Annotated in this window: 11 protein-coding genes; 3 read left to right on the top strand and 8 right to left on the bottom strand. The window is 72.2% G+C overall.

Features of this window, described 5'->3' with window-relative positions; all coding sequences use genetic code 11:
* Positions 1 to 51: 51 nt before the first annotated feature.
* The 4 genes from OG758_RS20100 to OG758_RS20115 all read right to left on the bottom strand — a co-directional run bounded on the left by OG758_RS20100 (position 52) and on the right by OG758_RS20115 (position 9,335).
* A complete protein-coding gene (locus OG758_RS20100; RefSeq protein ID WP_326711284.1) occupies positions 52 to 1,464 on the bottom strand; it encodes a dipeptidase in 1,413 nt (470 codons plus the stop codon).
* Positions 1,465 to 1,474: 10 nt separating this feature from the next.
* Complete coding sequence (locus OG758_RS20105) at positions 1,475 to 5,224, bottom strand: UvrD-helicase domain-containing protein (RefSeq protein ID WP_326711285.1); 3,750 nt, start codon at positions 5,222 to 5,224, stop codon at positions 1,475 to 1,477.
* Positions 5,225 to 5,346: 122 nt separating this feature from the next.
* A complete protein-coding gene (locus tag OG758_RS20110) occupies positions 5,347 to 8,685 on the bottom strand; it encodes an ATP-dependent helicase (RefSeq protein WP_326711286.1) in 3,339 nt (1,112 codons plus the stop codon).
* Positions 8,686 to 8,960: 275 nt separating this feature from the next.
* Positions 8,961 to 9,335, bottom strand: coding sequence for an MGMT family protein (locus tag OG758_RS20115; protein WP_326711287.1), 375 nt, complete (start codon positions 9,333 to 9,335; stop codon positions 8,961 to 8,963).
* Between the two features lie 201 nt (positions 9,336 to 9,536).
* On the opposite strand from OG758_RS20115, the gene OG758_RS20120 reads away from it, so the two are divergent.
* The 3 genes from OG758_RS20120 (at position 9,537) to OG758_RS20130 (ending at position 15,867) form a co-directional block, all read left to right on the top strand.
* Positions 9,537 to 12,452: a lysylphosphatidylglycerol synthase domain-containing protein gene (locus OG758_RS20120; RefSeq protein ID WP_382060841.1), complete on the top strand. Its 2,916-nt coding sequence runs from the start codon at positions 9,537 to 9,539 to the stop codon at positions 12,450 to 12,452.
* A gap of 140 nt (positions 12,453 to 12,592) precedes the next feature.
* Entirely contained in the window at positions 12,593 to 14,134 is a 1,542-nt protein-coding gene (locus OG758_RS20125; RefSeq protein ID WP_326711289.1) for an alpha/beta hydrolase, read from the top strand.
* A gap of 140 nt (positions 14,135 to 14,274) precedes the next feature.
* The gene (locus OG758_RS20130) at positions 14,275 to 15,867 is read left to right on the top strand and encodes an alpha/beta hydrolase (protein ID WP_326711290.1); all 1,593 of its coding nucleotides are present in this window, start codon (positions 14,275 to 14,277) and stop codon (positions 15,865 to 15,867) included.
* A gap of 127 nt (positions 15,868 to 15,994) precedes the next feature.
* Here OG758_RS20130 and moeZ read toward each other — a convergent pair whose 3' ends face one another.
* The 4 genes from moeZ to OG758_RS20150 form a co-directional block, all read right to left on the bottom strand.
* On the bottom strand, positions 15,995 to 17,173 hold the full coding sequence (moeZ, locus tag OG758_RS20135) for an adenylyltransferase/sulfurtransferase MoeZ (RefSeq protein WP_326715968.1): 1,179 nt from the start codon (positions 17,171 to 17,173) through the stop codon (positions 15,995 to 15,997).
* Positions 17,174 to 17,236: 63 nt separating this feature from the next.
* Positions 17,237 to 17,986, bottom strand: coding sequence for a spherulation-specific family 4 protein (locus tag OG758_RS20140; protein WP_326711291.1), 750 nt, complete (start codon positions 17,984 to 17,986; stop codon positions 17,237 to 17,239).
* The gene (locus OG758_RS20145; RefSeq protein WP_116510264.1) at positions 17,974 to 18,933 is read right to left on the bottom strand and encodes an NAD-dependent epimerase/dehydratase family protein; all 960 of its coding nucleotides are present in this window, start codon (positions 18,931 to 18,933) and stop codon (positions 17,974 to 17,976) included. The genes OG758_RS20140 and OG758_RS20145 overlap by 13 nt, the downstream gene beginning before the upstream one ends.
* Before the next feature lie 214 nt (positions 18,934 to 19,147).
* Positions 19,148 to 20,362, bottom strand: a complete 1,215-nt coding sequence (locus OG758_RS20150; RefSeq protein WP_326711292.1) for a hypothetical protein — start codon at positions 20,360 to 20,362, stop codon at positions 19,148 to 19,150.
* Between the last annotated feature and the right edge of the window lie 14 nt (positions 20,363 to 20,376).

Consider the following 20,376-nt stretch of genomic DNA (forward strand, 5'->3'; position numbering starts at 1 on the left):
TCGGCGGGACGGTTCGGCTGGGCGGGTGCGGGGTGTGGCGGGTGGGGTGGCTCAGTGTGCATCGCGCCAGTTCTCCGCGAGGTCGCCCCACAGGTGGGCGGCTGTTTCGACGCCCTTTTTGAGGAGGTCGAGTTCGACTTTCTCGTTGGGTGCGTGCCAGCCGTCGGAGGGGACGGAGATGCCGAGGAAGAGGACGGGTGCGTCGAGGACGTCCTGGAGGTCGGCGGCGGGGCCGGAGCCTCCTTCGCGCGTGAAGCGGATCTTCTGGTCGAAGGCGAGGTTCATGGCGCGGACGACGGACTGGAGGGCGGGGTGGTCGAGGGGGGTGAGGCAGGGGCGGGTGGCGGCGCCGAAGGTGATGGTGTGGCGGATGCCGGCGGGGAGCTGCCCGGCGACCCAGTCGGTGACGGCCTTTTCCACGTGGTCGGGGTCCTGTCCGGCGACGAGGCGGAAGGACAGCTTCAGCGTGGCTGAGGAGGGGACGATGGTTTTGCCGCCGGGGCCTTGGTAGCCGCCTCCGATGCCGTTGACCTCGGCGGTGGGGCGGGCCCAGATCCGTTCGAGGGTGGTGTGACCGGCCTCTCCGTGGGTGGCGTGCGACTTGGCGGTGCGCAGCCATTGGGCTTCGTCGAAGGGGAGTTCGGCGAAGAGTTCCCGTTCGCGGTCGGTGAGGGGGGTGATGCCGTCGTAGAAGCCGGGGACGGCCACGCGCGCGCGGTCGTCGTGGAGGGCTGCGACGAGGCGGGCGGCGGCGGTGGCGGGGTTGGGTACGGCGCCGCCGAAGGATCCGGAGTGGATGTCCTGGTCGGGGCCGTGGAGTTCGATCTCGCAGTCGGCGAGGCCGCGCATTCCGGTGCAGACGGTGGGGGTGTCCTCGGACCACATGCCGGTGTCGGAGACGATCACGGCGTCTGCGGTGAGGCGGTCCCTGTGCTGCTCGACGAGGGCGCGGAAGTGGGGGGAGCCGGATTCCTCTTCGCCCTCCACGAGGAGCTTGAGGTGGACGGCGGGGGTGGTGCGGCCGGTGGCGGCGAGGTGGGCGCGGACGCCGAGTGTGTGGAAGAACACCTGTCCCTTGTCGTCGGCTGCTCCGCGCGCGTGGAGGCGGTTTCCGATGACGACGGGTTCGAAGGGGTCGGTGTTCCAGCCGTCCTCGCGGGCCGCGGGCTGGACGTCGTGGTGCCCGTAGACGAGGACGGTGGGGGCGTGCGGGTCGTCGGAGGGCCAGTCGGCGAAGACGGCGGGGGCGCCGGGTGTCTCCCAGACCTCGGTGGTCGGGAAGCCGGTCTCCCGGAGTTTCGCGGCGAGCCAGTCGGCGCTGCGGCGTACGTCGGGTGCGTGGTCGGGCTGGGCCGACACGGACGGGATTCGGAGCCACTCGGCGAGGTCCTGGAGGAACGCGTCGTGGTGGGTCTCGATGTACGCACGGACGGTGCTGACGGCGTTGTCAACGGGCTTGCTCATGGTCCCGAGCCTATCCGTCCGCCGGGGCGTGCTCGTGCGGTGGTTCCGGTGCTCTGCGGTCGCCGGGGCCGGGGGTGGGGTCTTCGAGGAGGAGGCGTTCCAGTTCCGCGCGTCCGGGGAGGTCGCGGGGGGTGACGGTTTCGCCGTCGCGTACGTAGACGAACGTCGCCTTGACGGCCTCGGGCGCGAGGCCGTGCTGCTCGGCCCAGGCGAGTCGGTAGACGGCTAGCTGGAGGGGGTCGGCGGTGCGGCCGCGGGTGGTCTTCCAGTCGACGATCTCGTACGTGGTGTGGTCGCCCTCGCCTTCTTTGTAGACGGCGTCGATGCGGCCGCGGATGACGCGGCCGGCGATGGCGAGCTGGAAGGGCGTTTCGACGCGGTGGGGGGTGCGGTGGGCGTAGGGCGTGCTGTCGAAGGCTTCCTTGAGGGCTTCGAGGTCGCGTTCGTCGGCGATGTCGGCCTCGCTGCCGGGGAGCTCTTCGGGGTCGAGCATGGGCAGGCGGAGCTCTTCGAAGCGGGATTCGACCCAGGCGTGGAAGCGGGTGCCGCGGCGGGCGGCGGGCTGGGGCGGGCGGGGCATGGGGCGGGCCAGGTCCTGGGCGAAGCCGTCTGGGTCGGCGGCGAGGCGCAGGAGCTGGGAGGCGGTGAGGGTGGTGGGGAGGGGGACGTCGCGGACGGCTTGGCGGGAGCGCAGGAGTTCGCCGGTGAGGGCGTCGAGGTCGCGGTCCCAGGAGGCGAGTGTGCGGGTCTCCTCCGGAGTTGGCCGGTGGCGCTCCGGGGGGACGGTCGGGACGGTGCTGGTGGGTGCCGGGTCGGGGTGGGGGCGGGTGTCGGCGTCCTGGGGCGTGGTGGGGTGCGGAATGGCGCCCAGGGGGTGCGTGGGCGTGTGCGGGGCGCCATGCATGGGTCGGGCGTCGTCCGGATGTGGGTGCGGGTGCGCGTCCTTGTGCGGGGCAGCGGCAGCGGGCTGCTCGCGCGCGGGGGTGCCGGTCGGGTGCGGGAGCGTGGGGCGTTCGTGGGGCAGCGCGTCCCAGTCGTCCCACTCGTCCCAGTCCGGTCCGGGGCCGTCCTCCGGTGAGCTGACGAAATCGCCCTCTTCATGAAGAGGTTCGTCCCCGTGGAGGGGCTCGCCTCCGTAGACGGGCCCGTCTTCGTAGGGGGGCTCGTCTTCGTAGAGGGCCTCTTCGTCCGGCGGGGCCGGCCAGTCCGGGTCGGTGTACGTGGCCGGGTGGCCCATCTCGTGGGAGTGGGCGTCGGCGTCGGCCGGGGTTTCGAGGTGGGCCAGCACCGTGGCCGCGGCCTCGCGGCGGCGCGCCATGGCCTCGTCGTCGAGCGGGAGCGGCCACGCGTGCTCGGCGGATGCCTCCTGGAGCGCGGGGTTCTCCTCGTCCTCCTCCGGTTCGTCGGCCCAGGCCTCGATCTCCCCGTGTCCGGCGGCGCAGTGGTCGTACAGCGCCTGGAGGAAGTCGGAGGGGCCGCGGGGGCGCTTCTGGGCGGGGCCCCACCAGTGGCCCGAGCCGAGGAGGAGGGTGCGGGGGCGGGTGTAGGTGACGTAGCCGAGGCGGAGTTCCTCGGTGCGCTGGTGTTCCTTCATCTCTTCGTGGAAGGCCTTCATGCCCTTGGAGTCCCACGCTTCGATGTCGGGCAGTGTGGCGGCGTCGCCGCGCAGTTCGTGCGGCAGGACCTTGCTCTGGGCGGTCCATTTCTCGCGGCCCTGGGCGCTGGGGAACGTGCCCGTGACGAGGCCGGGGACGGCGACGACGTCCCATTCCAGGCCCTTGGACTTGTGGGCGGTGAGCACCTTCACGGTGTTCTCGCCGCCGGGCAGCGCGTTGTCGAGGCCCTTTTCGTATTGGGCGGCGGTGCGCAGGAAGCCGAGGAAGGCGAGGAGGGTCGCGGAGGTGTCGTTCGCGGCGAACGAGGCGGCGATGTCGAGGAAGTTGGAGAGGGTTTCGCGGCGGCGGGCGGCCAGGGCGTGCGGTGAGGCGGCGAGTTCGACTTCGAGGCCGGTGACGGCGAGGACGCGGTGGAGTACGTCCATCAGCGGGTCGGCGAGTGAGCGGCGCAGGTCGCGCAGCTCGGTGGCGAGGCGCGCGAAGCGTACGCGTGCCGCGGGTGAGAAGGGCAGCCTGTCGTCGCCCGGTTCGTCGAGGGGGGTTTCCAGGAACGTGTCGAGGGCGTCGGCGAGCGATATCACTTCGGAGGGGTCGATCCCCTCGACGGCTTCGGCGAGGCGGCGGTCGGGGTCGTCGTCGCCCCCGCGCGCGTGGGCGACGAGGAGGCGGGCGCGGCGGCCGAGGAGCGCGAGGTCGCGGGGGCCGATGCGCCAGCGGGGGCCGGTCAGGAGGCGGACCAGTGAGGCGTTGGCGCCGGGGTCCTGGAGGACTTCGCAGACGGCGACGAGGTCGGCGACCTCGGGGAGGTGGAGGAGGCCGGAGAGGCCGACGACCTCTACGGGGATGTCGCGTGCGACGAGGGCGCCCTGGATGGCGGCGAAGTCGGTCGCGGTGCGGCACAGGACGGCGATCTCGCCGGGGGCGGTGCCGGTGCGTACGAGGTGGGCGAGGGAGTCGCCGAGCCAGTCGATCTCCTCGGCGTGGGTGCGCAGGAGGGCGCAGCGGACGACCCCGTCGAGTTCGGCGCCGGGGGCGGGGCGCAGGGCTTCCACGCCCGCGTGGAGTGCGCGCAGCGGCTGGGCGAGGCCGTTGGCGAGTTCGAGGAGGCGGCCGCCGCTGCGGCGGTTCTCGCTGAGGGAGAAGCGGGTGGCGGGGCGGCCGTCGGTGTCGGCGAAGTGTTCGGGGAAGTCGTCGAGGTTGGCGACGGAGGCGCCGCGCCAGCCGTAGATCGCCTGACAGGGGTCGCCGACGGCGGTCACGGGGTGGCCGGTGCCCGCTCCGAAGAGGCCGGCCAGGAGGATCCGCTGGGCGACGGAGGTGTCCTGGTACTCGTCGAGGAGGACGACGCGGAACTCGTCGCGGAGGATGGCGCCGACCTCGGGGCGGGTGCGGGCGAGGGTGGCGGAGAGGGCGATCTGGTCGCCGAAGTCGAGGAGGTCGCGGGCGCGCTTGGCTTCGCGGTACCGGGTGACGAGGCCGGTGAGGTCGAGGCGGGCGGCGGCGGCCTCGGGGACCTTGCGCAGGTCGGCGTTGGTGAGTTTGCGGCCTTCGAGGGTGTGCAGGAGGCGGGTGTCGTGGGCGCGCAGTTCGTCGGGCTGGACGAGGTGTTCGGCGAGCTCGCCGTCGAGGGTGAGGAGGTCGCTGACGAGGTCGGCGAAGGAGCGGGTGAGGGCCGGGTAGGGGCCGGGGGCCTCGCGCAGGACGCGGGCGGCGAGCTGGAAGCGGGTGGCGTCGGCGAGGAGGCGTGCGGTGGGTTCGAGGCCGATGCGCAGGCCGTGGTCGGTGAGGAGGCGGCCGGCGAAGGCGTGGTACGTGGAGATCACGGGCTCGCCCGGGGGGTTGTCCGGGTCGATGGCGTCGGGGTCGGTGACGCCTGCCTTGATCAGTGCCTTGCGGACGCGCTCGGCGAGTTCGCCGGCGGCCTTGTTGGTGAAGGTGAGGCCGAGGACCTGTTCCGGGGCGACCTGGCCGGTGCCGACGAGCCATACGACGCGGGCGGCCATGACCGTGGTCTTGCCGGAGCCGGCTCCGGCCACGATCACCTGCGGGGCGGGCGGCGCGGTGATGCAGGCCGTCTGCTCCGGGGTGAACGGGATCCCGAGGAGCTCCTTGAGCTGCTCGGGGTCGGTGAGGCGTGTGGTCACCTCATCGAGGCTAACCGGCCCCACTGACAGCTCCGGCCCGATCCGGTGGAGGCACTCGTCACGCGGTGTCCGGAGCGGTCGATGCGCGCGTCGCCGGGCACCCGGCGCGGTGGAGGTGCGTGCTACTCGACGACGTGTTTGCCCTCGGGGCGGGCGCTGCACGCGGCGCGGAACGCGCAGTGGGTGCAGTGCTGTCCGGTGGTGGGGGTGAAGCGTTCGTCGAGGACCTTGCCGGCGGCGGTGGCGAGGAGGTCGCCGACCCACGCTCCCTCCCCCTCGCCTTCCCCGTGTTCGCCGAGAGGCTGTTGCGCCTGCACCTTGGGGAGGGTGTCGCCGCCGTCCTTCTTGGCGGCGCCCTGGCGCAGCTGGACGAGTTCGGCGCCGCCGGGTTCGGGGCGTTCGCCGTCGAAGGGTTCGTCGACGGCGCCCTCGCGGACGGCGAGCTGATAGACGGCGAGCTGGGGGTGGCGGGCGACGTCGGCGGCGGAGGGGGCCTGCTTGCCCGTCTTGAAGTCGACTACGTAGGCACGGCCTTCGGTGTCGCGTTCGACGCGGTCCATGGAGCCACGGATGCGTACTTCGTACGAGCCCGCTTCGAGGGTGACGTCGAAGGCGTGTTCGCTGGCTACGGGGGTGCGCACGCGGCTGGAGTCGACGTGCCAGCGGAGGAAGCGTTCGAGCGCCACGCGCGCGTGCTCCTTCTCCTGGGCCGACTTCCAGGGGGCGTCGAAGGCGAGGGCGTCCCAGACGGAGTCGAGGCGTTCCATGAGGACGGCGAGGTCGGCCGGGGTGCGTCCGGAGGCGACCTCGTCGGCGAGGACGTGGACGACGTTCCCGAAGCCCTGGGCGGCGGTGGCGGGGGCGTCGGCCTTGACCTCGCGGCCGAGGAACCACTGCAGGGAGCAGGTGTTGGCGAGCTGGTCGAGGGCGCTTCCGGAGAGCACGACGGGCTGGTCGCGGTCGCGCAGGGGGATCTTGCTCTCGGTGGGGTCGTCCATGCCCCACCAGCGGTAGGGGTGCGCGGACGGCACGAGGGGGCGTCCGTCGTCGTCGGTGAGGGCGGCGAGGCGGGCGAGGCGCCGGGCGGCGGCGTCGCGCAGCGTGTCGGAGGCGCGGGGGTCGACGGTCGTGGCGCGCAGTTCGGCGACGAGCGCGGCGACGGACAGGGGGCGGCGCGGGCGGCCGGTGACGTCCTGCGGGTCGACGCCGAGTTCGGTGAGGAAGCGGGACGGCTGGTCGCCGTCGTCGGCGGGTGCCTTGACCGCGGTGACGACGAGGCGTTCACGCGCGCGCGTGGTGGCCACGTAGAACAGGCGGCGCTCTTCGGAGAGGAGCGCTCCAGGGGTGAGGGGTTCGGCGAGGCCGTCGCGTCCGATGCGGTCGGCTTCGAGGAGGGAGCCGCGGCGGCGCAGGTCGGGCCACAGCCCTTCCTGTACTCCGGCGACGACGACGAGGCGCCATTCGAGGCCCTTGGAGCGGTGGGCGGTCATGAGGCGTACGGCGTCGGGGCGTACGGCGCGTCCGGCGAGGGTGTCGGCGGCGATGTCCTGGGCTTCGACCTCTCCGAGGAAGTTGAGGGCGCCGCGGCCTCCGGTGCGTTCCTCGGCGCGGGAGGCGGTCGCGAAGAGGGCGCATACGGCGTCGAGGTCGCGGTCCGCGTTACGTCCTGCGGCGCCGCCGCGGCGGGCGGCGCGTTCCAGGCGCTGGGGCCAGGAGGTGCCGTTCCACAGCTGCCAGAGGGCTTCCTCGGCGGTGCCTCCGGAGGTGAGGGTTTCGCGGGCCGCGCGCAGCAGTGCGCCGAGGCGCTGGGCGCCGCGGGCGTGGGCGGGGTCGTGGGCGGTGAGGCGTTCGGGCTGGGCCAGGGCGCGTGCGAGGAGTTCGTCGGAGGGCGGCGGCAGGTGGTTGCCGGCGGCGCGTTCCTCCTCGCGCAGGGCGCGGCCGAGGCGGCGCAGGTCGGCGGCGTCCATGCCGGCGAGAGGTGAGGCGAGGAGGGTGAGGGCGGTCTCGGTGTCGAGCCAGACGGGCGGTTCCTGGTCCTGGTCGTCGTCGGGTTCAGGGGTGTCCTGCGCGACGCTGAGGGCGACGGCCCTGAGTGCGGTCAGCAGGGGCGTGACGGCCGGTTCGTGGCGCAGGGGCAGGTCGTCGCCGTCGATGTCGAGGGGGACGCCCGCGGCGGTGAGGGTGCGGCGGATCGCGGGGATGGAGCGGGTGCCGGCGCGGACGAGGACGGCCATGTCGTTCCAGGGGATGCCGTCCTCGAGGTGGCCGCGGCGCAGGATGTCCGCGATGTTGTCGAGTTCGGTGCCTGAGGTCGGGTACGTGTAGGCCTCGACGCGGCCGCCGTCCCGCGCGGGGGTCAGCTCGCGGTGGGCGCGGACCTTGTCGGCGGGCAGCCGGGTCAGGGGCATGCGCCGGGTGATGCGGCGGGTGGCGTCGAGGAGGTGTGCTCCGGAGCGGCGGGACGTCGTGAGGACCTCTACGGGCGCGGGGCTCTTGTCGGCGCGGGGGAACCGGTCGGGGAATTCGAGGATGCCGTTCACGTCGGCGCCGCGGAACGTGTAGATCGACTGGTCGGGGTCTCCGAAGGCGAGCAGGGTGCGGCCGTCGCCGGCGAGGGCGTGCAGCAGCCGCACCTGGGCCGGGTCGGTGTCCTGGTATTCGTCGACGAACACGGCGTCGTAGCGCGTGGCGAGTTCGTCGGCGACGGGGGTGCGGTGGGCGAGGAGGACCGCGCGGTGGACGAGTTCGGCGTAGTCGAGGACGCCGTGCAGGTCGAGGACGTCGAGGTATTCGGCGAGGAAGGTGGCGGCGGCCTTCCAGTCGGGGCGGCCGATGCGGCGGGCGAAGGCGTCGAGTGCGGCCGGTCCGAGGCCCAGTTCGCGGCTGCGGGCGAGGACGGCGCGTACCTCGTCGGCGAAGCCTCGGGTGGTCAGGCAGGCCCGCAGTTCGTCGGGCCAGCGGACGTGGGCGAGGTCTGCCTGCTCCAGGTCGATCTGGCCGGCGAGCAGTTCGCGTACGGCGACGTCCTGTTCGGGTCCGGACAGCAGGCGCAGGGGTTCCGCGAACAGGCCGGCGTCCTGGTGGGCACGGACGAGGGCGTAGCAGAACGAGTGGAACGTGGTGGCCTGTGGTGCGTGGGCGGCGCCGATGCGCAGCGCCATACGGTCGCGCAGTTCGACGGCTGCCTTGCGGCTGAAGGTGAGGACCAGAATGCGCTCGGGGTCGGTGCCTTTGGCGATGCGTGCGGCGACGGCCTCGACGAGCGTGGTCGTCTTGCCCGTGCCCGGTCCCGCGAGGACGAGCAGCGGGCCGTGCACGTGGTCAACCACCGCGCGCTGCCGTGCGTCCAGACGAGGGGGGTCCACCGGGGCCGGCGGGGTACGCACCAGTCGGTACGCGCCGGGGGTCCCCTGTCGTACCTGGCGGTGCGACAGGTTCCGGGTGGAGGAAGAGGAGCTCACGTGGATCGCTGGTCCTGGTGGGTGTGCTGGGGGGACGGGGAGACGGCCGGCCGTCCGAGCGGGGCGGTGGCTGCGGGGTGAGGGCGGTGCGCGCCGTCGACGCTACGCCGTCGAGTGTGGCGGAAGCCGGGCTTCCGTCGGGTCCCCCGGGTCCCGTGCGGCACGGGTGTGCCGCGATTCACGAACGTACGCGATGGCGGCGAAGTGCCCCTCTCGCCCCGTTTCCCCCGTACGGGCCACAGGCCGGACGTGCGGGGACGCGATGGCGGGAGCTGTCAGGTGTGAGATTCCGCGCGTTCCTCGCCGTCCCATCGCGCGTGCCTCATGTCGAGGCGCGGGATGTGTCCCTCGGACGTGCGGGAGGCTTCGCGCAGGGGGGTGCTCTCCGCGCGGTAGTGCGCGATGGCGTCCAGTTCGTGGCCGGGCAGCAGCACGCCGTCCGAGCGCACGACGCGCCACCACGGAACGGCTCCCCCGTAGAGGGCCATCACGCGGCCGACCTGGCGCGGGCCGCCCTCACCGAGCCATTCGGCGACGTCCCCGTAGGTCATGACGCGCCCGGGCGGGATCAGCTCCGCGACCTCGAGCACCCGCTCCGCGTACTCCGGCAGCTGTCCCGCCGCACCGCTCTCCTCGCTCATCCGGCCCATCCTGCCGCACCCCACCGACAGTGTGACGGCCCGGTCACGGGGCGTGGAGAGGCGTATGAAGAAGCACGAATCCGCGGTTGCGGGATACTTTGCTCCCCCGCATCGCACCCTGATGCCCCCCTGTGTCAGTGGGACGTGCCACCATCGTGCGGGCGGTGACCGGTGATACGAGATCAAGAAGAAACGACGGAGCAGCAGGGCGTGCATCCCGATAAGGCGGAAGGCACCTCTGGGGCTTCGGCGCGCCCGGACAGCGACGAGGCCGACCACTCCCCCGTGACCGAACGCCTGGGCCGGCCGGCCCAGGCGCCCCCGGCGGGCGCGCCCGAGGAGACCGCGGAGGCGTCGCCCGAGAAGAGTGCGGAAGCCGGGCCCGAGCGGACCGAGGTCCCTCTCGTCGACCCGGAGTGCATCGACGCCGACGCACACTCCGAGCGGGTGGAAGGCGACGAACCGCTCCTCCCCGCGCGCGTGCACCGCCCCTCCGACCTGATGCGTCTCCTGGTGGGAGTTCTCGCGATCGCCGTGCTCCTGGCGATCGCCGCCTTCGCCCACGGCACGACCTCGGGTCTTCAGCAGGACATCAGCAAGGGCACTGGCGCCGCTCCCGATCTCATGATCAAGTTCGCGGGGCTCGCGTCGAGCATCGCGATCCTCCTCGTCCCGGTCGCCTTCGCGATCGAGCGGCTGATCAAACGCGACGGGCTGCGGATCGCCGACGGTGTTCTCGCGGCCGTCCTCGCGCACGGGGTGACGCTCGCGACGGACCTGTGGGTCGCCCAGGGCGCCCCGCAGTCGATCCAGGACGCGCTCACCCGCCCGTCGCCGGGCGACATCCACGCGCTGACCGATCCGGTGCACGGCTATCTGGCGCCCGTCATCGCCTATATGACAGCCGTGGGGATGTCCCGCAGACCACGCTGGCGCGTGGTGCTGTGGGTGGTGCTGCTGCTCGACGCGTTCGCGATGCTGGTCACCGGCTACACGACACCGTTCTCGATCATCCTGACGGTCCTCATCGGCTGGACCGTCGCCTACGGCACGCTCTACGCGGTCGGTTCACCGAACGTGCGGCCCACCGGCCAGACGCTCCTCGCGGGCCTGCGGCACGTCGGCTTCCACCCGGTGAGCGCGGCCCGCGAAGAGGCCCACGAGGGCGCTACGGAGAACGGGGACAGGGGGCGGCGCTACTTCGTCACCCTGGAGGACGGCCCCCCTCTCGACGTCACCATCGTCGACCGAGAACAGCAGGCGCAGGGCTTCTTCTACCGCGTGTGGCGCCGGCTCACGCTGCGCGGGATCACCACGGGCCGCAGCCTCCAGTCGCTGCGCCAGGCGCTGGAGCAGGAGGCGCTCCTCGCGTACGCGGCGATCGCGGCCGGGGCCAACGCAGCGAAGCTGATCGCGACGTCCGAGCTCGGCCCCGACGCGGTGATGCTCGTGTACGAGCACACAGGTGGCCGTTCGCTGGACTCGGTGCCGGACGAGGAGATCACCGACGAGCTGCTGCGCGACACCTGGCACCAGGTGCAGGCGCTCCAGTCGCGGCGTATCGCCCATCGCCGGCTCACCGGCGACGCGATTTTGGTGGATCGTTCCGGCACGGTGATCCTTACGGATCTGCGCGGCGGCGAGATCGCGTCCGGCGATCTGATCCTGCGCATGGACATCGCCCAGCTCCTGGCCACGCTGGGCCTTCGTGTGGGCGCCGAGCGTGCCGTGGCGTCCGCCGTGGGAGTGCTCGGCCCCGACGCGATCGCCGACTGTCTGCCGCTGCTCCAGCCCATCGCCCTGAGCCGTACGACGCGCTCCACACTGCGCAAGCTCGGCAGGGAGCGTTCCGAACGCGAGCGCGAGGCCGTGCTCGAGGCGTCGCGCAGGGCGAAGCAGGCCCGCCTGGACGAGGCCTCCCTCGCCGAGCCCTCGCCCGCCGAGGAATCGACGCCTACGGAGAGGGCCACCGAGAAAACGCCCTCTACGAAGACGGTCGCCGAGCGGATCACGCCCCCGTCGGCCAAGACCTCCGCGAAGGTCGAACGGCAGACCGAGAAAGCCGAGCGGCAGGCCGAGAAGAAGGCCATCGACGAGGCCCTGGACGAAGCGCGCGAGGAGGATCTCCTCACCCAGATCCGCCACCAGGTGCTCCGCATCCGGCCGCAGGCACCCGTCGAACCGGCCCGCCTGGAGCGCATCAAACCGCGCACCCTCGTGAGCTTCATCGCGGGCGCCATCGGCGCGTACTTCCTGCTGTCGCAGTTCACCCACATCGAGTTCGGCACGCTGTTCGACCAGGCCCAGTGGGGCTGGGTCGCCGCCGCCGTCCTGTTCTCGGCACTGAGCTACTTCGCCGCCGCGATGAGCCTGCTCGGCTTCGTGCCGGAGCGGGTGCCGTTCCTGCGGACGGTCGCCGCCCAGGTCGCCGGCTCGTTCGTGAAGATCGTGGCACCGGCCGCCGTCGGCGGTGTGGCGCTCAACACCCGCTTCCTGCAACGCGCGGGCGTGCGCCCCGGGCTCGCGGTGGCCAGTGTCGGCGCCTCCCAGCTCTTCGGCCTGGGCGCCCACATCATGATGCTGCTGACCTTCGGCTATCTGACCGGCACGGAGAAGACCCCGTCCCTGTCGCCGTCCCGGACGGTCATCGCGGGCCTGCTGACCGTCGCGGTCCTCGTACTCGTGGTCACGTCGATCCCGTTCCTGCGGAAGTTCGTCGTCACGCGCGTACGGTCCCTGTTCGCCGGCGTCGTACCGCGCATGCTGGACGTACTCCAGCGGCCGCAGAAGCTGATCACCGGCATCGGCGGCATGCTCCTCCTGACGGCCTGCTTCGTGATGTGCCTGGACGCGTCGATCCGCGCCTTCGGGGACGAGTCGACCACGCTCAGCCTGGCCAGCGTCGCGGTCGTGTTCCTCGCGGGCAACGCGCTCGGTTCCGCCGCGCCGACGCCGGGCGGTGTGGGCGCGGTCGAGGCGACCCTGACGGTCGGCCTCATCGCGGTCGGACTGCCCAAGGAGGTCGCGGCCCCGGCCGTGCTGCTCTACCGGCTCCTGACGCTGTGGGTACCGGTGCTGCCGGGCTGGCTCTTCTTCAACCACCTCTCCCGGAAGGGCTCCCTGTAGGAGCACGTTTCCGGGAGCGCTCCCTGTAGGGGCGTGTTTGCGGGAGGGCTCTTCGGAGAGCCCTCCCCCGTAGCCGCCGTCGCTCACCCGCACGGCCCCCGCCCCGAGCGCCCCGTGAGCCGTCGCCGCAGGATGGGGTCATGCCCAATCCGTCCCGGCCGCGTGTGGCTGCCCTGGCCGCCGCCCTCGTCATGACCTCCGCCCTCGCGGCGTGCAGCAGCGACCCGAAGGACGCGGACCTCACCTCCCAGACCCTCAACTGGAAGGACTGCCCCGCGCCCTCGGAGTCGGAGGGCGGCGGACCCGCGCCGTCCCCGCTGCCAGGAGGCGCCGCCTGGCAGTGCGCCACCATGAAGGCGCCCCTCGACTGGGGCAAGCCCAAGGGCGACACGATCGGCATCGCGCTCATCCGCGCCAAGTCCTCCGGCGCCGAGGACCAGCGCATCGGATCGCTCATCTTCAACTTCGGCGGACCGGGCGGCTCCGGAGTCACCACGCTGCCCGCGTTCGGCAACGACTACGCGAAGCTGCGCACCCGCTACGACCTGGTGAGTTTCGACCCTCGCGGCGTCGGCCGCAGCGACGGCGTGAAGTGCAAGAACGACCAGCAGCTCGACAAGTACTTCCAGCAGGACGCCATGCCCGACGACGCCGCCGAGACGAAGCAGTTCGTCGGCAACATCACTCAGTTCAACGACGCCTGCGAGAGGAACTCCGGGAAGGTCATCCCGCACGTCGCGACGACGGACGCGGCGCGCGACATGGACCTGATGCGGCAGGTGCTCGGCGACGACAAGCTGCACTACTTCGGGATCTCGTACGGCACCGAACTGGGCGGCGTGTACGCCCACCTGTTCCCCAAGAAAGTGGGCCGCGCCATCTTCGACGGCGTAGTCGACCCCACCGAGAACTCCGAGGAGGGCTCGCTCAGCCAGGCCAAGGGCTTCCAGCTCGCCCTCGACAACTACGCGAAGGACTGCACCTCCAAGGTCGAGGACTGCCCGGTCGGCGACACCCCCGAGCAGGTCAAGGCCAAGATCGCGAAGCTGCTCAAGGACCTGGAATCCAAGCCGATCCCCGGGGTCTTCCCACGCGAGCTGACGCAGACCGCCGCGACGAGCGGCATCGCGCAGTCGCTGTACTCCAAGGACTTCTGGGAGTACCTCACCGAGGGCCTCGTCCAGGCCTACGAGGGCGACGGCAAGATCCTCATGCTCCTGTCCGACTCCATGAACGGCCGTAACGAGAACGGGCAGTACAGCAACATCCAGGCGGCCAACGTCGCCGTCAACTGTGCCGACGACAAGCCCCGCTATACGCCGGCCTACGTCGAGTCGAAGCTCCCCGAGTTCCGCGCCGCCTCTCCCCAGTTCGGCGACTACCTCGCGTGGGGCATGCTCAGCTGCACGGACTGGGCGGTCCCCGGCGCCGCGGAGCACCCCGTCGTGAGCGCCCCCGGCTCGGCACCGATCCTCGTCGTGGGCAACACGGGCGACCCGGCCACCCCGTACGAAGGTGCGAGGAAGATGGTCGACGCGCTCGGCAAGGGTGTCGGGGTGGAACTCACCTACGAGGGCCAGGGCCACGGCTCGTACGACAGCGGGAACAAGTGTGTGCGAGGCGCTGTGGACGGATATCTGCTGAACGGGACGGTGCCGAAGGCGGGCACGGTCTGCAAGTAGCGGTGGGGGTAGGCGTGTTCGGATCGCGCGCCCGGTTGTCGCTGACGCGCTGCCGCAGATGATTGTCAGTGGCGCTGCCTAGGATGGTCTGACTGTCTTCGGATCGGAGGCAGGCGAGGGGGATCGCCAGGGGGGTGGCTGTGTCGCGTCATGTTCGTTCGTTCGCGCTGCTGGCCGCGGGGCTGCTGGTGGCCGGTGCCGCCGCGGGCTGCGGCGGGTCGGGAGACAAGGCCGGGCACGGCGAGGGGAAGGGGCGCACGCAGCCACCGCGCTCGTCGCCGTCGTCACCGCCGGGCTCGGACAAGGCAGGCCACGCCGGCAAGCTGCCCGCACTGCCCGCCGCGCTCACGTCTCAGCGACTCGACTGGGGCCGCTGCAAGGCCACCGATGACGGCCCCGCGCCCGGCTCCGGCTGGCAGTGCGCGACGCTGAAGGCGCCGCTCGACTACGCGAAGCCGGACGGGGAGACCATCGGCGTCGCCCTCATCCGCGCCAAGTCCACGGGCGGGAGCGGACGTTCCGGCTCGCTCTTGTTCAACTTCGGCGGGCCGGGCGGCTCCGGGGTCTCGATGCTGCCCGCCTTCGCACCGGACTACGCGAAGCTGCGCGAGCGCTACGACCTGGTGAGCTTCGACCCGCGCGGCGTCGGCGCGAGCGAGGGAGTACGGTGCCGCGACGACAAGGCGATCCAGGCGGCCGAGTCCGTCGACCTCACGCCGGACACCCCGGCCGAGGAGCGGGCGTACTTCAAGGACGCCGCCGACCTCGGCGCGGGCTGTGCCCGGCAGGCCGGCAGGCTGCTCGGGCATGTGTCGACGGACGAGACGGCCCGCGACATGGACCTGGCACGCCAGGCGCTCGGCGACGACAAGATGCACTACATGGGCGTCTCGTACGGGACCCAACTGGGCGGTGTGTACGCGCACTTGTTCCCCGGCAAGGTGGGACGGCTCGTCCTGGACGCCGTGGTCGACCCGTCCGCGGACACCGTGGGCCATGCCGAGAACCAGACGAGGGGCTTCCAGCGGGCCCTCGACAACTACCTCAAGTCCACCGGCCAGGACCCGGATCAGGGGTCCCGGAAGATCGCCGCCCTGCTGAAGCGGATCGACGCGAAGCCGCTGCGGACCTCGGGCGGCCGCGAGCTCAACCAGTCGCTCGCGACGATCGGTATCACCGTCACCCTCTACAGTCAGAGCAGTTGGCCCGCGCTGGCGCGTGGCCTGGAGGCGGCGGAGAAGGGGGACGGGACAGCGCTGCTCGCCCTGGCCGACGCGTACAACGAGCGGAGTCCCGCCGGGCATTACAGCTCGCAGAGCCACGCGCAGCGGGCGATCTCCTGCCTCGACGACAAGGAGCGGCCGACGCCGGCGGAGGCGAAGAAGCGGCTCGCGTCGTTCCGCGAGATCTCGCCCGTCTTCGGGGAGTTCATGGCCTGGGACACGGCGGGCTGGTGCCACGACTGGCCGGTGCCGGGCCAGTACGCGACGCCTGAGGTGAGCGCGCCGGGCGCCGCCCCGATCCTCGTCGTGGGGAACACGGGCGACCCGGCGACCCCGTACGAGGGCGCCCGCCGGATGGCGGACGAGCTCGGCAAGGGTGTCGGCGTCGAGCTCACCTGGAAGGGCGAGGGGCACGGCGCGTACGGCAGCGGGTCGAGCTGTGTCGACTCGACGGTGAACGGCTATCTCCTGGAGGGCCGAATACCGCGCGACGGGAAGGTCTGTTCCTGACGCGGACGCCGACGCGGCGCCCTGTGCGGCGCTCCATGACGAACGGGCCCCGCACGCGAGGTGCGGGACCCGTTCGGAAAAGCTGCCCCCTGACCGGTGGCGTCAGCCGCGCGGGCCGGCGGGCGGTCTAGTAGACCGGCTTCTCGGGCTCGATCTGGTTGACCCAGCCGATCACGCCGCCGCCGACGTGCACGGCGTCCGAGAAGCCCGCGGACTTCAGGACGGCGAGGACCTCCGCACTGCGGACACCCGTCTTGCAATGCAAGACGATCTTCTTGTCCTGCGGGAGGCCCTCCAGGGCGGTGCCCATGAGGAACTCGTTCTTCGGGATCAGCCGGGCGCCGGGAATCGAGACGATCTCGTACTCGTTCGGCTCTCGGACGTCGATGATCTCGATGCTCTCGCCGTCGTCGATCCACTCCTTGAGCTGCTTGGGAGTGATCGTCGAGCCGGCCGCCGCCTCCTGAGCCTCCTCGGACACGACGCCACAGAAGGCCTCGTAGTCGATGAGCTCGGTGACGGTCGCGTTCGGGCCGCAGACCGCGCAGTCGGGGTCCTTGCGGACCTTGACCTGGCGGTACTGCATCTCCAGGGCGTCGTAGATCATCAGGCGGCCGACGAGCGGCTCGCCGACACCCGCGAGGACCTTGATCGCCTCGGTGACCTGGATGGAGCCGATGGACGCGCACAGCACGCCCAGGACGCCGCCCTCGGCGCAGGAGGGAACCATGCCGGGGGGCGGGGGCTCCGGGTAGAGGCAGCGGTAGCACGGGCCGTGCTCGGACCAGAAGACCGATGCCTGGCCGTCGAAGCGGTAGATCGAGCCCCACACGTACGGCTTGTTGAGCAGCACGCACGCGTCGTTGACCAGGTAGCGGGTCGCGAAGTTGTCCGTGCCGTCAACGATCAGGTCGTACTGGCTGAAGATGTCCATCACGTTCTCGGCCTCGAGCCGCTCTTCGTGGAGGATCACGTTCACGTACGGGTTGATGCCGAGGACGGAGTCCTTGGCGGACTCGGCCTTGGAGCGGCCGATGTCGGCCTGGCTGTGGATGATCTGGCGCTGGAGGTTCGACTCGTCGACCTCGTCGAACTCGACGATGCCGAGCGTGCCCACACCGGCCGCGGCCAGGTACATGAGCGCCGGCGAACCGAGGCCGCCCGCGCCCACGGCGAGCACCTTGGCGTTCTTCAGCCGCTTCTGCCCGTCCATCCCGACATCGGGGATGATCAGGTGGCGGGAGTACCTGCGGACCTCGTCTACGGTGAGCTCAGCAGCTGGCTCTACCAGGGGTGGCAGCGACACGGGGGCTCCGTTGATCGTCATTTCGGAACAGTGGTTCTTGCGTCAACACTGCCACGCCCCTCTTCATTCCGAGACACCCGTTCCGACCCGCGAGACGATGTCGTCCCAGTACCCGGGCATGGCCTCCCAGGGATCGGCGGCGCCACCGCGGTCCGTGCGGTCGGTGAAGTAGATCGTCCCCGCGCCCTGCCAGCGGGCGATGCGCAGCGCCTCGTCGAGGTGCCCGCGGGGTACGCCGTGCACGAAGTGGCAGAAGCGCTCGGGCGGGTAGTCGGCGGTCCACTCGGCGACCTGGGACCAGCGGTAGTCGCTCCACGGCCCGGAGAAGGTCACCAACTGGTCGGCGGTCTCGGCGTATCCCGGGTACGGGTGCGTGCCGTGCCCGAGGACGATGTGGGCGTCCTCGCACAGGGCGCGCAGCGTGGTGACGATGCGGCGGACCTCGGGGAGGGCCGCCCGCTCGGTCGGGCAGCGGCCGAGGGAGAACCCGTCGACTCGGTACCAGTCGAGATAGCGGTGGGCGTCGGACACGACCTCGCCGAAGGAGCGGGCGCCGTAGGTGAGATCGAGGTGGCCGAGGACCCGTACGTCCCGGTTGCGCAGCCTGCCCGCGGCTTCGAGGCAGTGCGGGTCGGGGCGGGCCCCGGGTCCGTCCGCCACGTTCAGGACGACCCAGTGCAAGGGGGTGCCGGGGCGGGTGAGTTCGGCCCATTCGACGGGCGCCATGAGGGGGTGTGCGTAGCCGGGGATGCCGAAGCCGAGCCGTATGTCCGTGCTCGCGGTCCCGGGGGCGGTGGGGGTCAGATACGGCATGCCGCTTCCATCCAGATGTCGGCGAGTGATTCCTCGAGGTTGATGCGGGGGCGCCAGCCGAGCCGGTCGCGTGCGGTGCGCACGTCGGCCTGCTGCCAGCTGCCGCAGCCGTCCGGGTACGGGTACGCGGCGGGTGCCACGTGGTCGGGGTCGGAGCGGGGGTGGCCGAGCGTCGGGCGGACGGGGCCGCCGGGTGAGTCGAGCTCGTGGAGCGCGCCGCCGAAGCCGGCGACGCGGGCGAGTACGGACGCCGCGTCCCGCAGCCGGACGGCACGGCCCGAGCCGATGTTGATGACGCCCTGCGCGGCGGAGAGCGAGGCGGCGTGGACGGCGCGGGCCACGTCGCGTACGTCGATGAAGTCGCGCTGCGCGCCGAGCCCGCCGAGCTTGAGTTCACCGTCGCCGGACTGCATGGCGCGGCGCATGGCCTCGGCGAGACGGCCGAGGGGCGAGCCGGCGGGGGTGCCGGGTCCGGCCGGGGAGAACACCCGCAGGACGACGGCGTCGAGGCCGGAGCCGAGGACGAGTTCCGTCGCGGCGAGCTTGCTCACCCCGTACGGTCCGCCGGGCCTCGGGACGGCGTCCTCGGCGGTGGAGGAGCCGGGTTGCGAGGGCCCGTACTCGGCGCCGCAGCCGATCTGGACGAGGCGGGCGCCGCAGCCGCTGCGCCGCAGTGCCTCGCAGATGGTGGCGACGGCGACGGTGTTGTGGCGGGTGAGGTCGCGGGCGCCGCCGCGGGTGGCTCCCGCGCAGTTGATGACGACTCCGGGGTGGACCGCGTCGAGGAAGCGGGTCAGTGCGCCCGGGCTTCCGGTGGCGAGGTCGAACCGTACGTCCGCGTCGTCGCCCCTGCCGAGTGCGGTGAGCTGCACGGCGGGGTCGGCGAGGAGGCGGTCGGCGACGAAGCGTCCGAGATATCCGTTGGCTCCGATCAGCAGCACCCTCATCGGGCGGCTCCCTGGGTGAGCTCTCCGAGCTCTCCGGGAAGTCCTGGGCGCCCGGGGCGTCTGATTGGGCCGGGGCCTCCGGGGGGAGGGGTGGTCATCTCGCGTTCTCCTTAGGGGTGTTGCCGTGGGTCTTCGGAAGGCCCGCGGTGTCGGCCCCGCGGGAGGGGAGCGGCCGGGCCGGCCGCTTCGGGTGGTCGTACGGCGTCGGACGCGGTCACGGAGTGGTGTCCGTGGGCGCGTGGGCGGAGGCCCTGGTGAGCGTGCGGGCCGCGTGGACGAGGAGGGTGAGCGCGCCGGCGCCGCAGGCCAGGCCGGGTACGGCGCCGGGCCCCCAGGCGTCGACGGCCGTCTCTACGGGGACGGCGAGGAAGCCGCAGCCGGGGAGACGGCCCGCGAACACGGTGCAGACCGCGAGCACCTCGGCCGCGGTGGCTGCGCCGAGGACGACGGCGGGGGCGTGGGTGCGGCCGTGCGCCGTGAGCAGGCGGGCGAGCAGCAGGAGTGCGCCGAGCATTCCGGCACCGGCGTATGCGGCGTCCTGGCCGAGTACGGCGGCGGCCACCCCGATGAGGGTCCACAGCGCACACAGGAAGAGCGCGAAGACGGCGAGAAGGAGGGGGCGTACGGAGGCAGCGAACTCTTCGAGGCCCCGGCTGGAGGCGAGCCTGCGGCGGGCCACGGCGCCGAAGAGTTGGGCGCACCAGGCGCCGGGCGCGACGGCGAACGCGAGGGCGAGGAGGGGGGCGGTGGCGGGTGCCCAGGCCTCGTCGGGACCGCCCGCTACGGCGGCGCTCAGGAGTCCGTCGCCGAGGAGCGCGTAGGCGAGGAGCCAGCAGGTCCAGGCGCGGGTGGCGGGCACGGTGGGAGTGGTGGCGCGCAGCGGGCCCCGGCGCAGGGCCGCGCGGAGTGCGGCGGAGACGGCGAGCACGCCGCCGGCCCCGACCGCGAGCCGCACTCGTCCGCCGGTGAAGTCGAGTCCTGCGAGGGTGAGGGCGCCCAGTGTGCCGGGCAGCAGCGCGAGGGCGGCCCAGACGGGGCGCCGGCCCCGCGGCGTGTCGGATACGGCATGCCGGGTTTCCGGTTCGATGTCGCTGTCGCTGTCGCGGGGCACGCGCGCGTACATCTCTTCGGCGAGCGAGAAGACGTCACGGTGCCGGAAGCGGGCGGCGGTCCGGTCGGTCACGCCATGGGCCTCCAGACCGGCGGCGATCTCCAAAGCGTCGACGGCGCGCTCGCACAGCTCGCGGTGCCGGTGCATCAGCGCTTTCACGGGGTCCACGCCGGTACGACGGCGGCTGCCGCCGGTGGCCTCGTCGACCTTGACGGGGTTGCCGGGAGGGGAGGCCGACGGAGGGGGTGGCACGTCGGGGAGCGGGCTGCCCGTCGATGCGGCTGCGGCGGTGGCACGCCAGGTCGCGGGTTCGTTCAACAGCGCTTCGTCGC

The sequence above is a fragment of the Streptomyces sp. NBC_01474 genome, assembly GCF_035918215.1.
In the GTDB taxonomy this organism is placed as follows: domain Bacteria; phylum Actinomycetota; class Actinomycetes; order Streptomycetales; family Streptomycetaceae; genus Streptomyces; species Streptomyces aureus.

Bases quoted from the DNA above. Each gene is read 5' to 3' on its own strand.
- OG758_RS20115 (WP_326711287.1), bottom strand. From the start codon at position 9,335: ATGGGCCGGATGAGCGAGGAGAGCGGTGCGGCGGGACAGCTGCCGGAG.
- OG758_RS20145 (WP_116510264.1), bottom strand. From the start codon at position 18,933: ATGAGGGTGCTGCTGATCGGAGCCAACGGATATCTCGGACGCTTCGTC.
- OG758_RS20125 (WP_326711289.1), top strand. From the start codon at position 12,593: ATGCCCAATCCGTCCCGGCCGCGTGTGGCTGCCCTGGCCGCCGCCCTC.
- OG758_RS20140 (WP_326711291.1), bottom strand. From the start codon at position 17,986: ATGCCGTATCTGACCCCCACCGCCCCCGGGACCGCGAGCACGGACATA.
- OG758_RS20100 (WP_326711284.1), bottom strand. From the start codon at position 1,464: ATGAGCAAGCCCGTTGACAACGCCGTCAGCACCGTCCGTGCGTACATC.